Annotated in this window: 18 protein-coding genes; all 18 read right to left on the bottom strand. The window is 67.5% G+C overall.

Annotated elements, in window-relative coordinates; all coding sequences use genetic code 11:
- The 18 genes from RN607_RS00735 to RN607_RS00650 all read right to left on the bottom strand — a co-directional run bounded on the left by RN607_RS00735 (position 1) and on the right by RN607_RS00650 (position 17,849).
- The gene (locus RN607_RS00735; RefSeq protein WP_313543653.1) at positions 1–942 is read right to left on the bottom strand and encodes a phage tail protein; all 942 of its coding nucleotides are present in this window, start codon (positions 940–942) and stop codon (positions 1–3) included.
- A complete protein-coding gene (locus RN607_RS00730; RefSeq protein WP_313543651.1) occupies positions 939–2,045 on the bottom strand; it encodes a hypothetical protein in 1,107 nt (368 codons plus the stop codon). The genes RN607_RS00735 and RN607_RS00730 overlap by 4 nt, the downstream gene beginning before the upstream one ends.
- On the bottom strand, positions 2,038–4,854 hold the full coding sequence (locus RN607_RS00725) for a fibronectin type III domain-containing protein (RefSeq protein ID WP_313543648.1): 2,817 nt from the start codon (positions 4,852–4,854) through the stop codon (positions 2,038–2,040). Before RN607_RS00725 ends, RN607_RS00730 begins: the two co-directional genes overlap by 8 nt.
- Positions 4,854–8,186, bottom strand: coding sequence for a phage tail tape measure protein (locus RN607_RS00720; RefSeq protein WP_313543646.1), 3,333 nt, complete (start codon positions 8,184–8,186; stop codon positions 4,854–4,856). Before RN607_RS00720 ends, RN607_RS00725 begins: the two co-directional genes overlap by 1 nt.
- 51 nt (positions 8,187–8,237) lie before the next feature.
- A complete protein-coding gene (locus tag RN607_RS00715; protein ID WP_313543644.1) occupies positions 8,238–8,714 on the bottom strand; it encodes a hypothetical protein in 477 nt (158 codons plus the stop codon).
- A complete protein-coding gene (locus RN607_RS00710) occupies positions 8,651–9,037 on the bottom strand; it encodes a hypothetical protein (RefSeq protein WP_313543642.1) in 387 nt (128 codons plus the stop codon). Before RN607_RS00710 ends, RN607_RS00715 begins: the two co-directional genes overlap by 64 nt.
- A 78-nt stretch (positions 9,038–9,115) precedes the next feature.
- On the bottom strand, positions 9,116–9,736 hold the full coding sequence (locus RN607_RS00705; protein ID WP_313543640.1) for a hypothetical protein: 621 nt from the start codon (positions 9,734–9,736) through the stop codon (positions 9,116–9,118).
- 14 nt (positions 9,737–9,750) lie between these two features.
- Positions 9,751–10,164 (bottom strand): hypothetical protein, encoded by a 414-nt coding sequence (locus tag RN607_RS00700; RefSeq protein WP_313543638.1) that lies wholly within the window; start codon positions 10,162–10,164, stop codon positions 9,751–9,753.
- Positions 10,157–10,483, bottom strand: coding sequence for a hypothetical protein (locus tag RN607_RS00695; RefSeq protein WP_313543636.1), 327 nt, complete (start codon positions 10,481–10,483; stop codon positions 10,157–10,159). Before RN607_RS00695 ends, RN607_RS00700 begins: the two co-directional genes overlap by 8 nt.
- Positions 10,484–10,503: 20 nt before the next feature.
- Complete coding sequence (locus tag RN607_RS00690) at positions 10,504–10,851, bottom strand: hypothetical protein (protein ID WP_313543634.1); 348 nt, start codon at positions 10,849–10,851, stop codon at positions 10,504–10,506.
- Positions 10,848–11,426 (bottom strand): head-tail connector protein, encoded by a 579-nt coding sequence (locus RN607_RS00685; RefSeq protein ID WP_313543632.1) that lies wholly within the window; start codon positions 11,424–11,426, stop codon positions 10,848–10,850. Before RN607_RS00685 ends, RN607_RS00690 begins: the two co-directional genes overlap by 4 nt.
- Positions 11,427–11,447: 21 nt before the next feature.
- Positions 11,448–11,873 carry a hypothetical protein gene (locus RN607_RS00680; protein WP_313543630.1) on the bottom strand — a complete coding sequence of 142 codons (426 nt, stop codon included), beginning with the start codon at positions 11,871–11,873 and terminating at the stop codon, positions 11,448–11,450.
- A 116-nt stretch (positions 11,874–11,989) separates the two neighbouring features.
- Positions 11,990–13,258: a phage major capsid family protein gene (locus RN607_RS00675; protein ID WP_313543628.1), complete on the bottom strand. Its 1,269-nt coding sequence runs from the start codon at positions 13,256–13,258 to the stop codon at positions 11,990–11,992.
- Positions 13,259–13,264: 6 nt separating this feature from the next.
- Positions 13,265–14,050, bottom strand: a complete 786-nt coding sequence (locus tag RN607_RS00670; protein WP_313543625.1) for an HK97 family phage prohead protease — start codon at positions 14,048–14,050, stop codon at positions 13,265–13,267.
- A gap of 48 nt (positions 14,051–14,098) precedes the next feature.
- Positions 14,099–15,391 (bottom strand): phage portal protein, encoded by a 1,293-nt coding sequence (locus RN607_RS00665; protein WP_313543623.1) that lies wholly within the window; start codon positions 15,389–15,391, stop codon positions 14,099–14,101.
- Between the two features lie 3 nt (positions 15,392–15,394).
- Positions 15,395–15,619 carry a hypothetical protein gene (locus RN607_RS00660; protein ID WP_313543621.1) on the bottom strand — a complete coding sequence of 75 codons (225 nt, stop codon included), beginning with the start codon at positions 15,617–15,619 and terminating at the stop codon, positions 15,395–15,397.
- Between the two features lie 18 nt (positions 15,620–15,637).
- The gene (locus RN607_RS00655) at positions 15,638–17,389 is read right to left on the bottom strand and encodes a terminase large subunit (RefSeq protein WP_313543619.1); all 1,752 of its coding nucleotides are present in this window, start codon (positions 17,387–17,389) and stop codon (positions 15,638–15,640) included.
- Positions 17,367–17,849: a phage terminase small subunit P27 family gene (locus RN607_RS00650; protein WP_313543617.1), complete on the bottom strand. Its 483-nt coding sequence runs from the start codon at positions 17,847–17,849 to the stop codon at positions 17,367–17,369. Before RN607_RS00650 ends, RN607_RS00655 begins: the two co-directional genes overlap by 23 nt.
- Positions 17,850–17,895: the final 46 nt, after the last annotated feature.

The raw sequence follows: 17,895 nt of genomic DNA, 5'->3' as shown, positions 1-17,895 counted from the left end.
CTAGCTCTTGATGATGTAGTTGACGACCATGAATGGCTGCAGGTTGTTGTGCGAAGCGCCGCCGCCGGTGCTCTGGTTCACCGCTGTCGCGGACGCCAGGGTCACGCCGGTGCTGGCGCTGTTGTTCGTCGCCGTGGTCGCCTGATTTGTCGCCGTGGTCGCCTGGTTGGTCGCCGTGGTGTAGGCGGTGTTCACGGCCGCCTCGGGATTGGGGCGAACGGTCGCCGCGCCGCTTCCCGCACCAACTGCACTGCTCAGCCACCCCAGCGTTGTTCCACCCGTGTCGAGCCCGACGTGACGGTGCGAGTCCTGGGTGTGGTTGTGACTGTTCTGCGTGTGGTTGTGACTGTTCTGCGTGTGGTTGTGACCGGGATCAGTCAGGGTATGACCGTGGGAGTTCTGCACGTGCGTATGGCTCGGCATCTCCGTAGCAGTGAGCGTGTGGCTCTTCTCGCCACCGGTCTCTCCCAGAGCATCGAAAGTCGTGTCCGACGAGTCCGCGCCAACTGGAACGCGCCCCTTCAGATTCGGCAGGTTGAACGTAGTCGAGCCGTCCCCAGCTCCATACGTCGTCCCGATCGCCGTGAACAGGTCTGCGTAGGTTGCCCGCGAGACCGCTTGGCCCTGACACAGCATCCATCCACTCGGCGCCGCCGCGCTGGCTGTCATCGCGATGACGCCCGATGGCGTCGCCACTGGAGATGTGGCGCTGGGTGCATGCACGATGTCGTACCGCGACCCGATCTGCCGCACCTCGACGCGAGCGCCAATGCCGATGCCTGGCACGAGGCTGTCCGCGATGTAGACCGGGTCGGGCCTGTCCTCGAGCTGCACCTGCAATGGTGAGGTCTGGGTGACGAACCCGTACTGGTAGCGCGGGACGCGCTTGCCGAGTTGGCCGACGCGAGCCGAAAGGTCAGCGAACTGGTCGGCGATGCTCACAGGTCCACCACTTCCGTCAGCGTGTACGTCGCGAGGTCCGTCTCGGCACCGCCGTACTCGATCCGTGACACCACGAAGCGTCCGTCGAGCCCAGTCACGGCACGTCGGAAGGTCACCGCATCGTTCGTCGACACGGGCACCGGCATCGCGTCGATCACGACCGTCAGAGTCGGCGTGGTCGCGTCGATCAGGGCGCGGTGCGCGATCGTCTCGAGCGCGTCGAGATCGGTCGCTTCCGTCACGATCGGACCATCGGCGCGGCCGATCAGACGTCCCCGCGAGACGGTCGAGAAGATCGAGTCTGGGTTGTCGTTGTAGACCGTGACGGACAAGCCGGCCTCGTCGCCGGTGCCTTGCGTCACTGCGGAGATGACGTTCGGCACGTGATAGATGTCCCGAGTCACCTTGAATTGGTCACGGAAGATGCAGTCCACACCCTCGACGAACGCCCACACGATCGGTCGCGCAGCCGGTCGAACGTAGGGCTCGGCGCGGAGAAGCCCGTCGCCGTCGGAGGCAAGCGAGAAATACCCGATCGAGTCCGCGAGCGCGTTGAAGATCGTGAGGGCCGAGGTGTGCGGGTCCCAGGAGCGGGCGGTGGTGAGGGTGCTGGTCGAGTCGGTGATCGCGACTGCGGTCTCGCCGGTGAGGGCGATGATGGCTCGCATCTCGTCGGTGACGACGGCACCGGCGGGCAAGGTGTAGCCGTCGATGAGGGGCCATTCGTCAAGGACGGTGAGGACGTCGAGGAGCTCTGCTTCCCATCGGCGGGTCGAGCCTGACCAGGCCTCTTCGGGCGCGGAGGGGATGAAGACGCCGAGACCCCACGCTGGTCCAGCCTCGACCTCGTAGGTCGCGTGGATCCGGGAGTTGAGCCAGTCGATGTCTTGTTCAGTGTCAGTGATCGATGCGGATCCTCCGCGCTTGAGCGTGGCAGCCGCAGACTCGGTCAGGGATGCGCCGGTGACTCCGTCGAGGGGGCCGAGGTCGCCACCGTCCCGGTCGAGCAGACGGTAGGAGCGCCGCACAGAGCGATGTCCGGTGAGTGCGGAGCTCCGTGTGATCACCGGTACGAGTCCGTCCGGAAGCAGCGCTTCAGGCATTGGCGCCAACCTCCTCCATCGTGAACGAGAGGTCGCTGAGCTCGATGTACGTCATCTTGGTCCCGCCAAGAGTGAAGCGTCCGAACATCCGTCGACCCGACGGATCGCGGTAGCACATGACCCCGCCCGCGAGCGCGGCGCGCTCGAAGTCGACGTGGGTCGCGTGTCCTTCGCCTTCGATTAGACGTACCGCGACGGTGACGGTGCGTGTTCGGGTCTCTCCCGAGATGATGACTCCCGCGGGCAGGCCGTCGGCGCCGACTCGGCCGGCGAAGTATTCGACGGCTTCTTCACGGCCGGCAGTCGATTCCAGCTCCAGGTTGCCGTAGAACACGAGCGCGGTGCCGAAGCCCGGCCCATATGACAGGTAGGCGAACTGTCGCTCGTCTGCGTCGATGCTGGTCTCGGGCCCGATCGCGGTGGAGGGTAGCGACGAGATCGCTGTGGCCCGGTACAGGACGGTGCTGAGCGTCGGCACCGTCGTGTCGAGGACGACGACGCCGGCCGTCGAGATCAGCATCGACACCTCGAGCGCGATCGTGAGCCACGTCAACCCACCGTCGAGGGAGCGTTCCACGGTCGCCGCGACGGGCTGGATCGTCGTCACGTCGTCCCACGCGGCAGGCGTGAGCGTGAGGACCATCACGCCAGAGTCGCGGTGGAACTGCGCGTCGATCGCCACCAGGGACGGCTCGAGGTAGTCGACGGTGACAGCGACCTCGGCCGCCGTGGACCACAGGCCCGCGGCGGACTGCACCTCGAGGCGGATCGTGTACGCCTCACCGTCGGCTCCTGCCGTGGCGAACGTCACCGATGCCGCGGTGCCGGCACCGGTGAGGACCTCGATCGTGTCGCCCCCGTGGATGAGGGTGGCCCGCCACTGCGCCTGCGCCGACCCCTGTGCCTGGTAGTACGTCCACGCTGCAGCGAGCACCGAGTCCGTGAGCGTGGCACCGGCGGACGGCGAGGACACGACCACCGTCGGCACCGCGGACGTGACGAACGACGCGGTCGCCGAATAGGCAGACGGATCCGTGTAGATGCCCCAGGTGCGCACCTGCCATTCGACCGTGATGCCGTTCGCATATGTGCCCGCCGGGAGCACCCACTGCGACACCGTCGAGGACACGGCAGTGATCTCAGTCCACGAGCCGCCAGCTGCACGGTGACGAACCTGGAACTTCGACTGCGGCGACGAGTCCACTGGGTTGTGGGTCCACGACAGGGTGCGCGCGGTCGTCGCATCCAAGACCGTCGACGGTCCCAGCCCCGTCGGCGCGCTCGGCGCGGCCGCCAGCTGGATCGTCCCCGTCGTCGCAACCGCCGACATCAGCGTCGTGCCCGACGACGTGATGAACGCGACCTGGTACTGGTGCGTGACCGACGTCGACGGCGACGCATGCGTGTACGGCGACGAGCCTGCAGCCACCGTCGCCAGCAGCGAGTACGCGCCACCGTTCTGCGACTCGTAGATCCGCACCTGGTACTCGGAGAAGGCCGGAGCTCCCGCCCACGCCACCGTGATGGCACCCGCCGCGGTCTTCGCCGCCGTCGCCGACGACGGAGCCGCAGGCGTCGTCCAGATGGCCGACGACGCCGCAGACGCGGTCGAGCCCGTCGCGTTGACCGCGACCACCCGATACTCGTACTTGCCGTTGGCCGCGATCGTCGAGTCGGTGTAGGCCGTCGCCGTGGCCGACACCGTCGCCACAGCGGTCCACGAGCCGCCGTTGAGGCGCCGCTGCACCTGCTGCGACGTGTACGGCCCGTTCGTCGACGCATTGCGCGTCCACGACACAGTCGCCTGCGAGTCCGATACCCGCGCAGCAGTCACCGCCGTCGGCGCCGCCGGCACCGCGTACACCACGCCCGTCGTCGCCGACCCCGACTCCAGGACCGTCCCAGACGACGGGATGAACCTCACCTGGTACTGATGCGTCTGCGACGTCGGCGCACTCGTGTCCGTCCACGACGACACCGACGACGCGACCGTGGCCGCGAGCGCATACGCTGCGCCGTTGACGGACTCGTAGATGCGGACCTGATAGTCGCCGTAGGACGGTGCGCCCGCCCACGCGACCTGGGCGGTGCCGGACGACGGGATCGACACGGAGGCCGACGAGGGGGCCGCCGGCGTCGTGTACACGTAGCCGCTGGTGTTCCACGCCGAGTCGCCTACAGAGTTGCCCGCACGCACCCGGTACTGGTACTTGCGGTTCGCGACCGTCGTCGTGTCGACGAACGACGACACGGGCGTGTGATCGGTCAGGATACGGGTCCACGCGTTCGACACGTTGTCCCAGCGTTCGACCGCGACCGCGTCGTAGGGCGCGCCCGTGGTCGGGTTGTTCGTCCACGCGATCGTGTGCGACGTGTCCGACGTGCGCGTGACCGACAGGCCCGTCACCGCTGCCGGCAGCGAGTAGGGGCGGGCCGCGATGTCGATCGACAGGTTCGCCTGCGAGCGTGCACCACCGCCGGCGGAGTCCGCGAGGTCCTCCACCCACATCGACTGCGTCACGGTCACGTCGGAGCCGTACACGCGGGCGATGTCGGTGTAGCCCGACCGGTACGTGTACGTCGCTGCCGCGGCGTCCGCGAACGTGTGTGATCCGAACGACTGCGTGAACAGGTCGCCGCTGCCGCCTGCGTTGTTCGAGCTGTCGTACAGCGACGTCGAGTGGTATAGGCGTGCGTCGTAGTGGACTCGTGCCACCGCGTCCGAGAGGTACTCGACCGAGTAGCCGATCTGCGACTGGTAGAAGTACGAGCCCGAGTAGTCGACCGAGTTGCCGTTGACAGCAGGCATCACGCACCCCCCATCCGTGTCACGAGTTGTGCCTCACGCGCTGCCTTCGCGAGCCCGCGGGCGACGGCACGCTCGTCCGCCTCGAGGAGGTACTGCGCGAGCTTGCGCAGCGTCCTGTCGGACAGGTCGATCTCGGATAGTGAGAGCCCGGCGTTATCGGCGATGCGCTCGATCGACGTCCACTGCGCTTCGGTGAGCACCGCCTCGGGACGGCCAGTGGCGTTGACCGCTCCCGTCGCCCCGGGCTGCAGGACTCCCCCGTTGTCGTACTTCACGTAGGCGGTCGGATCGATGCCCTTGCCGCCGCCACCGGAGCTGACGATCACTGGAGTGCCGGATGCCGTCATCGTGAACACTGGCCAGGCACCGCGTGTACTGCCCGCTGCCGCGACGTCGAGCAACGTCCGGTACGCACTGCCGCTCGAAGCTGTCGCGCCCGCCACAGGCCCTGCAGCGGCTGTGTGAGTGTTGATCGACACCGCGCCCGCGAGCGCTGTCGCGGTCTGCCCCGCGGTATAGACACGTCCGGGCTTGTCGAAGTTGACGAGCTCAGGGCCCTGCTCGCCGACCACTGCCCAGCCGGTCCCGGCGAGTCCACCCTTGGCGTACTCGGGGATCGTGGGAAGCGACGGAAGCTCGGGTGCGCCGACCCAGCCGGCGACCTTGTTGATGACTGACCGGAAGCCGTTGTTGTACACGGTGTCGATCACGAAGTTGATCGGCTTGGCTGCCAGGCCCTTGATCTTGTTCCAGGCTGACCCGATCGCGTCCTTGCCAGCCTCGAAGGCGTCCGGCAGGGTCGTGTCGATGAATGACTTCAGAGCGTCGAAGGCGGGCTTGAGCTTGTTGTCCCAGATGTCGGTGATGCCTCCGACGAGGGTGTTCCAGCCGGACTTCATCTTGTCCCATACGGGCTTCGCGACGTTGTTCCACAGCCACGAGATCACGGTGCCGGCTGCGTCGAACATCGGGCTCAGAACGTGGTCCCAGTACCAGGTGATGCCGGCGACGAGCACACCCCACGCGATCTTCATCACGTCCCACACGGGCTTCGCGACGGTGTCCCACAGCCACGAGATGGTGGCCGCGAAGATCGTCAGCATCGGCGAGAGGTAGTAGTCCCAGTAGAACTGGAAGCCCGTCGCGAGCAGCGACCAGCCGAACGAGATCGCGTCGAAGATGGGCGACAGGACCGACTCCCACAGCCACGTCGCGGCGGCGACGAGCGCGTCCCAGGTCGGCTTCAGGACGTCCGTCCACGCTGCCTGGACCACGCCGACGACCCAGTTCCAGCCGTCCGCGAGCGCGGTCGTGAACGTCTCCCACAGCTGCCTGCCGGTCTCGGTCTGGGTGAAGAAGTACACCAGGCCTGCGACGAGAGCTGCGATCGCGGTGACGATCAGCATGATCGGGTTCGCGTCCATCACGACCGCGAATGCGGCCTGGACTGCGGTGGCCGTCCGTGTCACAGCTGTCCACGTGATGACACCCGCCACGATCGCGCCGACGGCAGTCGCGAACACCTCAGCACCAGCGCTTCCGCTGGTGAGCCATGACCCGAACGACTCGAGTGCTGGCAAGAGAGTGCCCTTGAGCCATGACCCGAGTTCGATCGCTGCGTCGCGGGCGCTGAAGAGGAAGTCGACGAAGCCCGAGTCCTCGTAGATTCCGAACGAGTCGGCGAGGCCTCCCGTGTAGTCGCCGTTGAACAGGATCGAGATGACGTCCTGGATGCCAGGGAGGACGTCCTGGACCCAGCCGAGGACCTCGTCGGCGGGGCCGAGGAACGGCTCGATCCCCTCCGACAGCGCCTGCGAGAAGCCACGCTTGAGGGACTCGAGGCTGGTCGACGTGTTGTCGTACAGCGTGTTCGAGAGATCCTCGGCGCTGCCCGACACGTCGCCGAGAGCTCCACCCATCGTGGCGAGCTGGTCGAGGAAGGAGGGGATGTCGCCGGTGCCGAGGTCCTCGAGCGGAGTACCGAAGAGCGCGATCGACGCGTTCGCCTGCGCTGCGGGGTCCGTGATCGACTGCAGGCCGGTGACGAGGTCCGCGAGCGCGCCGCGGGCGACGTCGCCGCCGGCGAGGAAGCGATCGGACATGTCCTGTGCGGATAGGCCGGCGGCCTTGTAGGCGGCGACCGAGCTGGTGCTCATGTCCGACGAGCGGATCGTGAGCTCCTTGAGTGCGTCTCCCATCTTGTCGACGCCGTACTGGCCGTTCTCCGTGGCGGACACGAGGAGGCCCATCGCCTCCTCGCCCGAGAGGCCGAGCTGGGCGAGGGAGTCGGAGTACTCCTGGGTCGCGTCGGTGACCTCGCCGCGCAGTGCTGCCGGCACCTGCTGCAGCGATGCGGTCATCAGGTCGAACGCGTCCTCAGCGTCCGACGCGAGGCCGGTCTTGATGAGGATGCCGGCGTTGCGTGCGGATTCGGTGACGTCGATGCCGAACGCGTCGGACAGCGACAGGGCCTTGCCGGTGATGTCCTCGATGCTGCTCGTCGACGCGTCGCGCATCCCGTCGATCGACGACACGATCGAGTCGACAGCGTCGCCCACTTCGCCGATGCTGTCGCCGTAGGCGTTTGCCCAGAGGCTGCCGGCGGCCTCGCCGTAGGCCTGCGCCTGCACCGGGGTCGCGTCGAGCTGTGCGGCGAGCCTGTCGCCGACCGTTTCCTCGGTGAGCGCGGTGCCGAACGCGGCCGCGAGGAGCGCGGCGGCGCCGGTGGCCGCGGTGAACTTCGCGATGAGCGAGCCGATGGATCCGGTGTTGCGGTCGGTCTGCGTCTCGTTGTCACGCTGAGAGCCGGTCAGCTTCTCCCAGATGCTCTTCGACTTGGTCGCCTCGGTGCCCGACTTCTGCTGGGCGTCCGTCAGCTGCGTCGTCGTTTCCTTGAGCGACTTCTGCCCCTCCTTGAGGGCGTTCTCGGCGTTCGTGAACGTCTGGGTGGCCTGGGTCGCCTTCTCCTTCGCGGCCTCGAGCTTGAGCACGGCGGCGCGTGCCTGGTTCGACTCCTCGCCGTACTTCGCGGTCGCGTCCGTGACACGCTGCTCCGCCGTGAGGAGCTCGGCCGAGGCACGTGCCTGCGACTGGCGGGCACGGGAGACCTCGCCCGAGAGCTTCGCGACGAGCCCGGCGGCACGCTTCTGAGCGGTCTCGAGCTCGGCGACGAGCGCGTCGCCGGATCCGTCGGCGCCCTTCTCGAGCGCCTTCTTGTACTCCTTGCCGCCCTTGTCGCCGGCGTCCTTCGCGGCCTTCGTGACCTCCTTGGTCAAGGTGCCCGCGAACCCACGCATCGACGGGAGGACGTCGAGCCAGACCTCGTCAGCCACGACGGGACCTCCCTTGCTGATGTGGACTTGTGGTGTGGGTTCGCGGGCTACCTAGCCGCGATCGCGGGCCAGCACGGCCAGCAGGTGGTCCTGCTCGGCCTGGATCTGCTGCTCGCTGCGCGGATCCGCGTCTTGCTTCTTGTCGTCCGGTCCGGGCAGGAACGTGGGCTTGCGCTGCGGCGCGCCCTTGGGCCGGTGGACGTTCGAGTACGTGGTGTTGAGCAGCCTCAGACTGTTCGCGATGTCGTGCAGTAGGTACTCGATGTCGCCCCATGGGCCGTTGACCTCACGATCGACGGGCCCGCGTGGGAGGTGCTCGACCATGACGCGCAGCTGTCGGATGCTGAGGCGTCCGTTCAGCGCTTCGAAGATCGGGTTGGGGCGCTCGGGGTAGGCCTGGAGCAGTGCTGCCTCGTAGGCCTCGGGCGCCTGGCCGATGAGGCTGTAGACCTCGGAGGCGTGGGCTAGGACCTCCGAGGCCGGAGCTTTCCCAGTGCCTCCTGGCGAGCCGCGGTGGCGGTGCCCCACAGCGCGACGAGCTCGTGGGGCTTACCCCCGAAGTCGGTGTAGATCTTGTACTGCTCGTCCGCGCTCTTGTGCTCGTAGAAGCCGAGGATGATCTTGCACAGCTCCTCTTTCTCCTCCGCGGCGCGGACGCCAGCCATGAAGTCGTCGAAGTCGTCCTCGTCGCCGGCGAGGTTGATGCCGAGTCGGATGAAGATCGAGGTGTCGTCGTCGAGGATGATCTCCTCGAGGTCGTCGATCCCCTGGTCCGCGAGCTGCTTGCGGAACTGGTTGAAGCGGATCGGCTGGGGCTTGCGGTTCTTGGCCATGGTCGGTGTGTCCTTCACTGTGGGGAGGCTGGGGAAGCGGAAGGGCGGCCGGCGGCGGGCTTCCCCTCACCGCCGCCAGCCGCCCGGTCTCGTGGGCTACACGTGCGTGTAGCTGGGTCCGTCCTGCTCGCGGTGGTACGACTTGCCGACGGTCGGGTCCTTGAGGAGGGAGAAGGTGACGCCGAACGTCTCCGGGTCGGAGCGGTTCAGGGTGCGCGTGTCCTTCGAGTTGACCGTGACCCGGTATCCGTACTCGTGCCGGTACCGGGCGCTGGAGCCGACGCCGTCGGACATGATCAGGCCCGCACGGTAGTACGGGAACTGGGTCGCCGCCCCGTCCTCGAACACCCACGGAGCGGCAGGGTCGGTCGGGAAGCTCGCGAAGTCGACCCCGTGCCACAGGGCCTGCACGTAGGCGTTGTCCTCGCCGAACGCGATGGTGAGGGTCCGGGCGATGCCGGTCAGGTCGGAGCGCACCGGCTCAAGCGACTGCAGCATCTGAGTGTCCTCCGAGGAGAGAGACTCGTCGACGCTCACGCCGTCGGTGGTGATGAAGCCGAGCTGGATCGCGTCCGCCGGCAGGATCGGCATGTAGTCGGTCGCGCTGATGAACTCGGTCGGGATCGCCGCGTCTGGGGCCTGCAGGTAGAAGAGCTGCGTGGGCCACTTGCGGACGTTCTCCTCATCCACGACGAGGAGGCTGTCAACGGTAGGCATCCGCTGTGTCCTTTCTAGTTGGTGGTGGTGTGCGGGCGCACAGCGAGGCCGTAGGTCGCGCTAGCCCTTCGATCCCCGTCGCTGTCGCTGCTGACGACGGCGGCGGCGAACGTCTCTTCGACCTCGTCGATGAACCAGCCCTCGAGGCCGTTCCCGCTGAGGGCGTACATCGCCGACTCGATCTCAGCGACCGCGGCCCACAGGGATGCGCGGTCGCCGGCGATGGTCTCTATCTCGATCTGGATGACCTTGGTCAGTCCAGTGCCGTCGGGCCTGGTGGTGCCTCCAGCGCGTGCCACCCTGTATGCCGGCAGATGGTCGCCGAGCGTGTCGTCCGTCTCCGTCGCGACGTACTTCGTCGTGCGGTTCTTCAACCACGCCACGACGGCCTTCTCGGCGTTCGGCCACGTGAGTCCCGCGCTAGCCACCGAAGGCCCCCTTGCGCAGGATCTGGCGGCGAGTCAGGCGCGTGCGCCCGTCCTTCTTGCGCTGCTCCGGCGTGAGCTCGGCGATGATCCGCGCATAGGGACGCTTCAGCCCCCCATCCGCCTTCGCGCCAGGGCGCGTCCCCTGCTCGACGTGCAGCTCGCCGGCGAACTCGGAGGCACCCACCTCGTAAGCGATCGCCCGGGTGCGCGGCAAGACGCGCCGGGCACGCGCCTCGAGCGCGGAACGGACCGCCTGCGCCTGCAGGACCTCGTTGAGCTTCTTCGTCGAGAGACCCGTGAACGACCTGCTGGAAGCCATGCCGGTCTCCTCTCGAGCTCTCAGCCGCGAGCGCGGCGCAGTACGAGGCTGGTGTGGTTGATGCGGTGGCGGCCGCGGCGCGTGTCCGGGTCGCCGACGATGGAGTAGTCGATGCCGTTCCAGCGGATGGTGTCCGCGGCCGTCAGCTCGACGGATGGGATCGGGCCCGAAAGGCTGTAGGTCGTCGCGACCTCGTCGACGTCACCCGCGGTGGTCTCGTCGGCTGTGGTCTGCTGGATGGCCAGACCGCTCCAAGCGGTCTGCGTGGGGGCGTCGGTGATCGGTACGCCGTCCGCGTCGGTGTCGCCCGTCGGGGCCGCCTTGATGATCGTCACCGACTCGGTGTGCAGCACATGGGTCAGCCTCATGACCGGTCACCGTTGCCGCCGATCGTGTACTTCGCGATGACCTCGTTCCAGGACCCGAGTGAGCCGCCGTTGATCAGCGAGTTCGCGATCTTCACCGACTCGCTGCCCGTGGTCACGGACTCGATGCCGGCGCTCATGTTGCAGTAGACCTCGGCCATGTCGAGGATCGCGTCCTGGATGTCCTGCGGCACGGTGGCGTAGCCGTGGTCGCAGACGACGACGATGTTGTCCAGGCCGTCGGGCCAGCCGAAGTCGCGGCGCAGGATGCCGGCTGCGTAGCCCACGACGAAGTCGTAGCCCTCGACATACTCGAGTCCTGAGACAGTGACCGATGTGAGGGCGGTGATCGGCCTCACGGGAAGCAGGAGGCTGCTGTTGCCCCGCCCGGAGACGGTGATGGTGGCGCCTGTGACCGCGGTGATCTGGTTGTCGGTCGCGGAGCGGAAGCGGGCCGACAGGCGCTTGAGCGCGTTGAGGACGATCGCGTCTGATGCGGTCAGGTCGTCCAGACGGACGGCGAGATCGGAGGGGTCAGCGAGCAGGTCGTCGGCTGAGAATGTCGGCGTGGTGCTCATTGCTGGCCCCTCCGGTCGTCGCTACTCGTCGTCGTCCGAGTCCTCGTCGTCCGAGTCCTCGTCGTCGTCGCTGGTGTCGTCAGACGGCTCGCCTGCGGCGCCGTCCGTGGAGTCCGGCGCGGTGTTCGCGTCGGTCGTGGCGGCCGGGACGTTGGCAGCGTCGGCCTTCTCGTCCTCGGGCGCGGGGAACATCTCCTTGATGTCGTTGCGCCCGAGACCCTTGAGCTCGTCCTCGGTCTTGCCGTGCGCGAGCGCGAACGCAACCCACTTCTCGGTCGAGTCGTTGCCCTTGGGGCGCTCAACGGCGCCCGTCGCAGAGGTGGTGACCTGACGCGAACGCTTGGTCACGACCTTCCCGTCGAGGGGGATGCCGAGCCGGCGCGCGTCCTTCAGGCGGTAGCGGACGCCGTTCGCGATCACCATTCCCTGGGTGGTGCTGCTGGCCATGTGTCTTTCCTTCCTGTCTCGTCGGCGCTGCCGGCGATGGGTGTGAGGCACCCACCGTCGGCGCTCCCCTGGTCGCTAGGCGGCGGGGGAAGCGCCGACGGCAGGAGCGGACCGCGCTAGGCGGTGAGGTCGACCACGCAGAGCTTGGCCGCGTTGCGGATCATCTGCATCGCACGCATCTCGGCGCGGATGTAGGTGAGGTTGCGCTGCGCGAAGTCCTTGTGCTGGTTGAACGCCAGGACCGACAGCGCCTCGTAGATCAGGAAGTGGATCGTCGAGAAGTCGCCGATCACCGCCTGACCGACCGGGATGGCCTGCGACTCGATCCGCTCGTAGCCCCACGCTGTGCGCGGACCGGAGCCGAACGGTCCGGCACCGTAGTACCGGTTGTTGGCGTCCTGCAGGAGGTCCCACGCCTCGTCGTCCTGCGGGTTGAGCAGGACGCCCCGGATCGACGCACCCGACGTCGTGCGCAGCAGCGTGATCGCCTTGCGGATCGACGTCACCGCATCGGTGACGAACGCCTGCTGCAGCACGCCGGTGGTGTTGAAGATCCCGTCAGGCTGCTCGGGGTCGGTACCGGAGTCACCGTTGAGGATCATGTCCTCGATCGTGATCTCGATGTTCTCCGTGAGCGTCGAGTCGATGAGGCTGGAGATGATGCCGTCGTCGGACAGCTCCTGGTTCGTGACCTCCATGCCGTCGGCGTAGGTCGCAGCCTTCGCCTCCGCGGTCTGGGTGGTCAGCGTCGACAGGGGCTTGAGTCCGGCGCCCGCCGGGTACTCAAGGACGCCCGTGGTGGTGTTCGCCACCGGGTCGCCGCTGTCGGAGGCCTCCGCGACGATCGCCGCGTTGTTGGTCTTCGACACGACCTGGCGATACTTCACCCACTCGCGGTTCGTGGTGCCGCGGGTGATGACCTCCAGCAGGCGGCGCGGAGGCCGGAACGTGACGTCCTCGATGCCATCGAGCATCACCGGCTCGGCGTTGCCCGTGGTCGCGGTGTCGAGCAGCTTGCGCCGCATGATCTTCAGACCGGTGGCCTTGATCGAGATGGGGGTGTCCTTCTCGACGGGCTTCGGGTTCGCGGTCTTGAACGCCTTGTAGGCGTCCGAGTTCACGAACTGCTGGCCCAGCGATCCCGACTTCGCGGCGCCCGTCGCGGACGGGGTGTCATCGGCCGACTCCTGGACCGGCGCGGTCACGCCGCCGAGGGCCTTGGAGGCGGCCTCCTTGCGGGCGATGATCTTCTCGACGTCGGCGAGCTCCTTAACGGCCTCGAGCGAGCGAGCCGCGTCATCGTCGGTGAAGTCGTCGGTGAGCGACTTCGCCTTGAGCGCCTCGATCTCGGCCAGGAGCGCGGCCTTCTTCTGTTCGGGTCCCATGAGACCTTACCTTCCTTCCGTGGTGAGAGAGAGCTCGAGCCGCGCCCGGGCCTTCATGCCGGCGTCCACTAGCCGGACGTCTTCGGTTTCGTCGACGGAGTCCACGTCGACGTCCTTCTCGATCCCGTCGGGCTGGTCCCCCACGGGCTCGTCCTGTGCCTTCTCCACGCCCTCCGCGAGCGCGCGGATGTGCCGGCGCTCGTCGTCGGTGAGGGCCTTGCCCTGGCGGCGGATGCGCTCGGCGAGGCGGCCAGTGAGGTCGGCGGCCTTGATCGACAGGAGCTCGGTCTCAGGGTTCGCACCCTTGAAGCAGGGACCCGCCTCCCAGAGGTCGATCTTGAGCATCTTGATCCCGGCCCACCACCAGGCCCACTCGTCCTCCGGGTCCTCCGGCTCGATCACCTCGTACTCGAGGACCTCGCCCGACCAGGAGAACTCGACGATGATCCCCTGCTTCATCAGCTCGTAGACGCGCGCTGACCGCTGGTGGTTCATGTCGAGGTGGCCCTTGAGCTTGAGGCCGACGTCGGTCTCCGATGCCTCGCTGTAGTAGCCGAGGATCGAGTCGACGTCGCTGAACTGGTGGGACCACAAGACGGGCAGGCGGCGGTCGCTGTCTGCCCACTTCTTGATCGAGTCGGCGAAGGCTCCCGCGACGACGATGTCGCCGTCGTAGTCCTCGTTGCCGAACACGGACACGATCGCGATGAACGTGCCGAGGGGATCGTTGCTGTCCTCAGTCGGCTCCACGGCCTTCACCGATGCGACGGCGGCCATCTTCACGGCGGGCATGCCGCCTCCTCTCGGGTAGGTGCTTCGGACGCTGACGAGCAGCTGCTGCTACGCCTGCGCTGCCGGGTCGGCGTTGTCGCCGCCGACGTTCTGGGATCCGCTGTCGGTCGGACTGGCCTGGCCGCCCTCGACGACGTTCAGCGGCACGATCAGCTCGTCGGTGCCCGGGATGAACGGAAGGTTGAACCGCGAACGACCCTCGGCGCGGAGCATGAAGGGACCGCCGATCGCGCTCTGCAGGACGCGGGCCTGCTCGATGAAGGAGCCCTCCATCGCGGCCTCGCGGTTGGGCTCGACGTACAGGTTCGGCGTGACGTCGAGCGACTCGACGATGCCGCCGTTGTTGAACGCCTGCTGCATCTGCACGAACAGCGGTCCGAGGGTCGGACCGAACAGCATCTGGCGGAAGGCGTCGATGTTCGAGAACGTGCCCTCACGGGCGCCGACGAGCTCGGGCGGGATGTAGAAGGCGGAGGCGACCTCGATGTCCGTCAGGCGCCGTCCCTCGATGTCCTGCGCGTTCTTCGGCGTGATGCTCGAGTCGATCGACTCGTACTCCATGCCGTCCTCGAGGATCGGTGTGCCGGCGCCCGGGTTGGTGCGCCACGCGCGCCACGACTCGAGGAAGCTATCCTTCTGCGGCCCCTGCCACTTGTGAGCAGCCGCGGGACGCTTCAGGAAGCCTGCGACCTTCGGCATCGCTCGCCACTGCTGGGTGCGCCAGTCGACCGCCCGGAGGTTCTCCTCGAGCAGCGCCGCGAGCGTGTACATCGGAGAGACGCCGCCGGCCTTGGTCGGGTGCCACCCCCAGCCGACCACCTTCGGCACGTCCGTCACGTCGAGGTCGTCGAGACCCTGCGGCATCATGATGATGATCTGGCGAGGCCTGCCGAACGCGTCCGACTTGATGTTGATCATCGATGGCGGGATCCGCACCAGCTCGTCGTCGATGAGCACCGCCATGAACTGGTCGAAGATCATCGCGTCGGTCGCGAGCGCCGTCAGCAGCATGTAGCCGTCGACCAGATTCTCGGGCTTGACGAGGATCTGCTCGGCCGGGCTCTGGGATCGGCGCACACGGTCGTTGTCGTCGACGCGCTGGTAGGCGTGCCAGGGCACCATCGCGAACTCGCGAGCCGCGAAGCCGACGACCTTGCGAAGGCTCGGCTGCGTCTTCCACAGCTTCAGCGGATCGGTCGGCAGCGACGAGTAGTTCACCAGCGGCATGCCGGCGTCGACCGCCGTGATGTTCGTGCCCCATGTCGTCTGGGTCGGGTAGCCGGCCGCGAAGCTGCCGATGGTGACCGACTTGCCGGTGGCCTTGGATGCGACGATGGCCATCGGCTACTCCTCGCTGGATTCGGCCTCGATGTGGAGGACCTGGATGGACAGGACGTGGCGGCGAGCGACCCAGAAGAATCCCTCCGCCTCGATGGGTCCGGCGCCGGTCTGCACCACAGGGCGCGACAGGCGCCATCCCCACCAGGTCCAGCGGCTGCGGACGGTGCCCTCGATCGTCGATCCGTCGACGAGGTTGAAGCGGGCGCGTGCGTGTCGGGGAAGGAACATGCGGGGTCTCCCTGTGGTTCAGGCGACGGTCATGCCGCCGTCCTCGTAGTTGGACGTCGCGAGATTGGCCTCGGAGTTGGCCTCGGAGATCGCGTTCATGAGCGCCGACCAGCCGTCGATCTTGTCGGCGGAGTTCTTCTTGTCTGGCTTGACGTTGCCCGCGGTGTCGATCGCGACCGAGAGGTTGTCGACCATCCACCGCATGACGGGGTTGCCGCCGTGGTGCAGGACGGGTGCACCGCGCCGGCCCTTGATGACCAGGCGCTGCGCCTCCTTCATGGCCGGCGACATCGTCTTGTAGCCCTGCCTGGTCTCGATCAGCGGCACTCCGTCGTCGAGCAGGGCGTTCGTGAGAGCCGCCGAGTTCCAGGTATCGAAGCCGACCGACTCGACGTCGTAGTGCTCGCAGTCCTCGTTGATCCGCTCGCGCACCCACTCGTAGTCGGTGACGTTGCCGGGCGTGAGCTCGAGCCATCCCTCCTGCACCCACAGCGATGCGGATCCGGCAGTGCGCTCGTCGAGCCGCTCGAGGTTGTCCTCCGGCGTCCAGAAGCGCCACAGGGCGTCGTAGCCGTCCCGGCCGTCGGGGTACGGCAGGAGCCAGCACAGCGCCGTCAGGTCGGACACCGACCCGAGGTCGAGGCCCCCGAACGCAGTGCGTCCCTTGAGCGCCTCACGCCTGATGCGGGCGCCGGCGTTGCGGTCCCACTGGACGAGCGTGACGAACGACGACCCGCCCTTGGTGCGCTGCCCGGCATGCAGACGCTTGAACGACGCGAGCTCGACCGGCGAGTTGCGGGCCTTGTTCGCGGCCGAGACGAGGTACGCGTGCGTCGGCGACTCCGGGTAGCCCGGGTTCGCCTTCGGCCAGTTCGCAGGGTTCAGCGGGTCCGAACGCTGCGGCAGTCCGAACACGACACCGTAGGTCGTCGGGTCCTCGAACACCTTCTTCGCCAGCCGCTCGACGTAGCGACGCTTGCGCGCGTAGATCGTGTTCGGCTTGCCGTCATCCGCCGTGGTGATCGTGACGACGAGCGGCTGCTCACGGGAACCGGTACCGGACTCGAGCGCCTCGACCAGGTCAGGCGTCTTGTGGACGTGCAGCTCGTCGATGATCGCGCCATGAAGGTTCGCGCCGTGCTGGGCGTCTGCGAGCGACGAGATCACCGCGAAGTACGAGCCCGACCGAGGGTGGATCACCTTGCCCGTCAGCGCCTTGAACCGGCCCTTGAGCTTCCTCGAGGACTCCGCGAGCTTCTTGATCGGGGCGAACACGAAGCCCGCCTGGTCCTTCGTCGTCGCAGCCGCGACCACCTGTGCGCCCTGCTCGCCGTCGGCACCCGTGAGGTACAGCGCGATACCGCCGGCCGTCGTCGACTTCCCGTTCTTGCGGGGCATCTCGATGTACGCGTTGCGGGCCACGCGCACCATGCCGCCGTGCTCGGAGAGCTTCACCCAGCCGAAGATCGGGGCGATGATGTACGCCACCTGCCACGGTGCCGGCTCAAGCGGCTTGCCAGCCCAGCGGCCCTGCGTGTGGCGCAGCGCCCGGAATGCCCGCATCACCTTGTCCACTGCGGCCGGCGAGAACACCGCGTCGGGATCCTCGGACGGCTCGGGCGTCTTGATCAGCGGCGGATGCTTCGGGAACTCGATCCCTCGCGACGCCATGTACCAGGCAACCTCGCGGCTGATCTTCAGCCTGCGGAGCTCGGCGGCGGGCGGGAGTTCGACCTCCTCCTCGCGCCTAGAACGGGTTGCTGTCGTCATCGCCGCCACCGGAGTCTGCGCGAAGGTTGCGCTCGGCCGCCGGTGTGATGCCGAACTCCGCGAACCATGCGCGGATCTCCTTCGACGCACGCTCCTCGATGCCCACCCACGGTGCCGTGACCTGGCCCTGGCTGTTCGTCGCGAGCGTCCCCTGCTCCTGACGCATGCGCTTCGCCTCACGCCAGCGAGCGAACGTCTCACAGGCGACCTCGAGCGCGGGCCCGTCGAGAGGCTTGAGCACTCCCACGCCCTGCATCTGCTCGATGACCTGATCCCACAGCCACTCGGCGTCGGGCGACATCCCCTCGGGCTTGACCGGGTCGCCTCGCTCGAACTGGATCTCAGGCTCGATCGCATGCCCCGACGAGTCCCGCTCGTTGCCGTCAGCGTCGAGGCTGCCATTGAGCACCCGCAGCCCTCGCGGCATCGCCTTGCGCCCAAGGTTCGCGGTCCCCGCCATCACACACGCCCCTCGAAGACCGCGAGCGCGAGGCGAGGCGTGTCGA

The sequence above is a fragment of the Demequina capsici genome (assembly GCF_032102965.1).
Classification (GTDB): Bacteria; Actinomycetota; Actinomycetes; order Actinomycetales; family Demequinaceae; genus Demequina; species Demequina capsici.
This window is presented reverse-complemented; position numbering and strand designations above follow the sequence as displayed.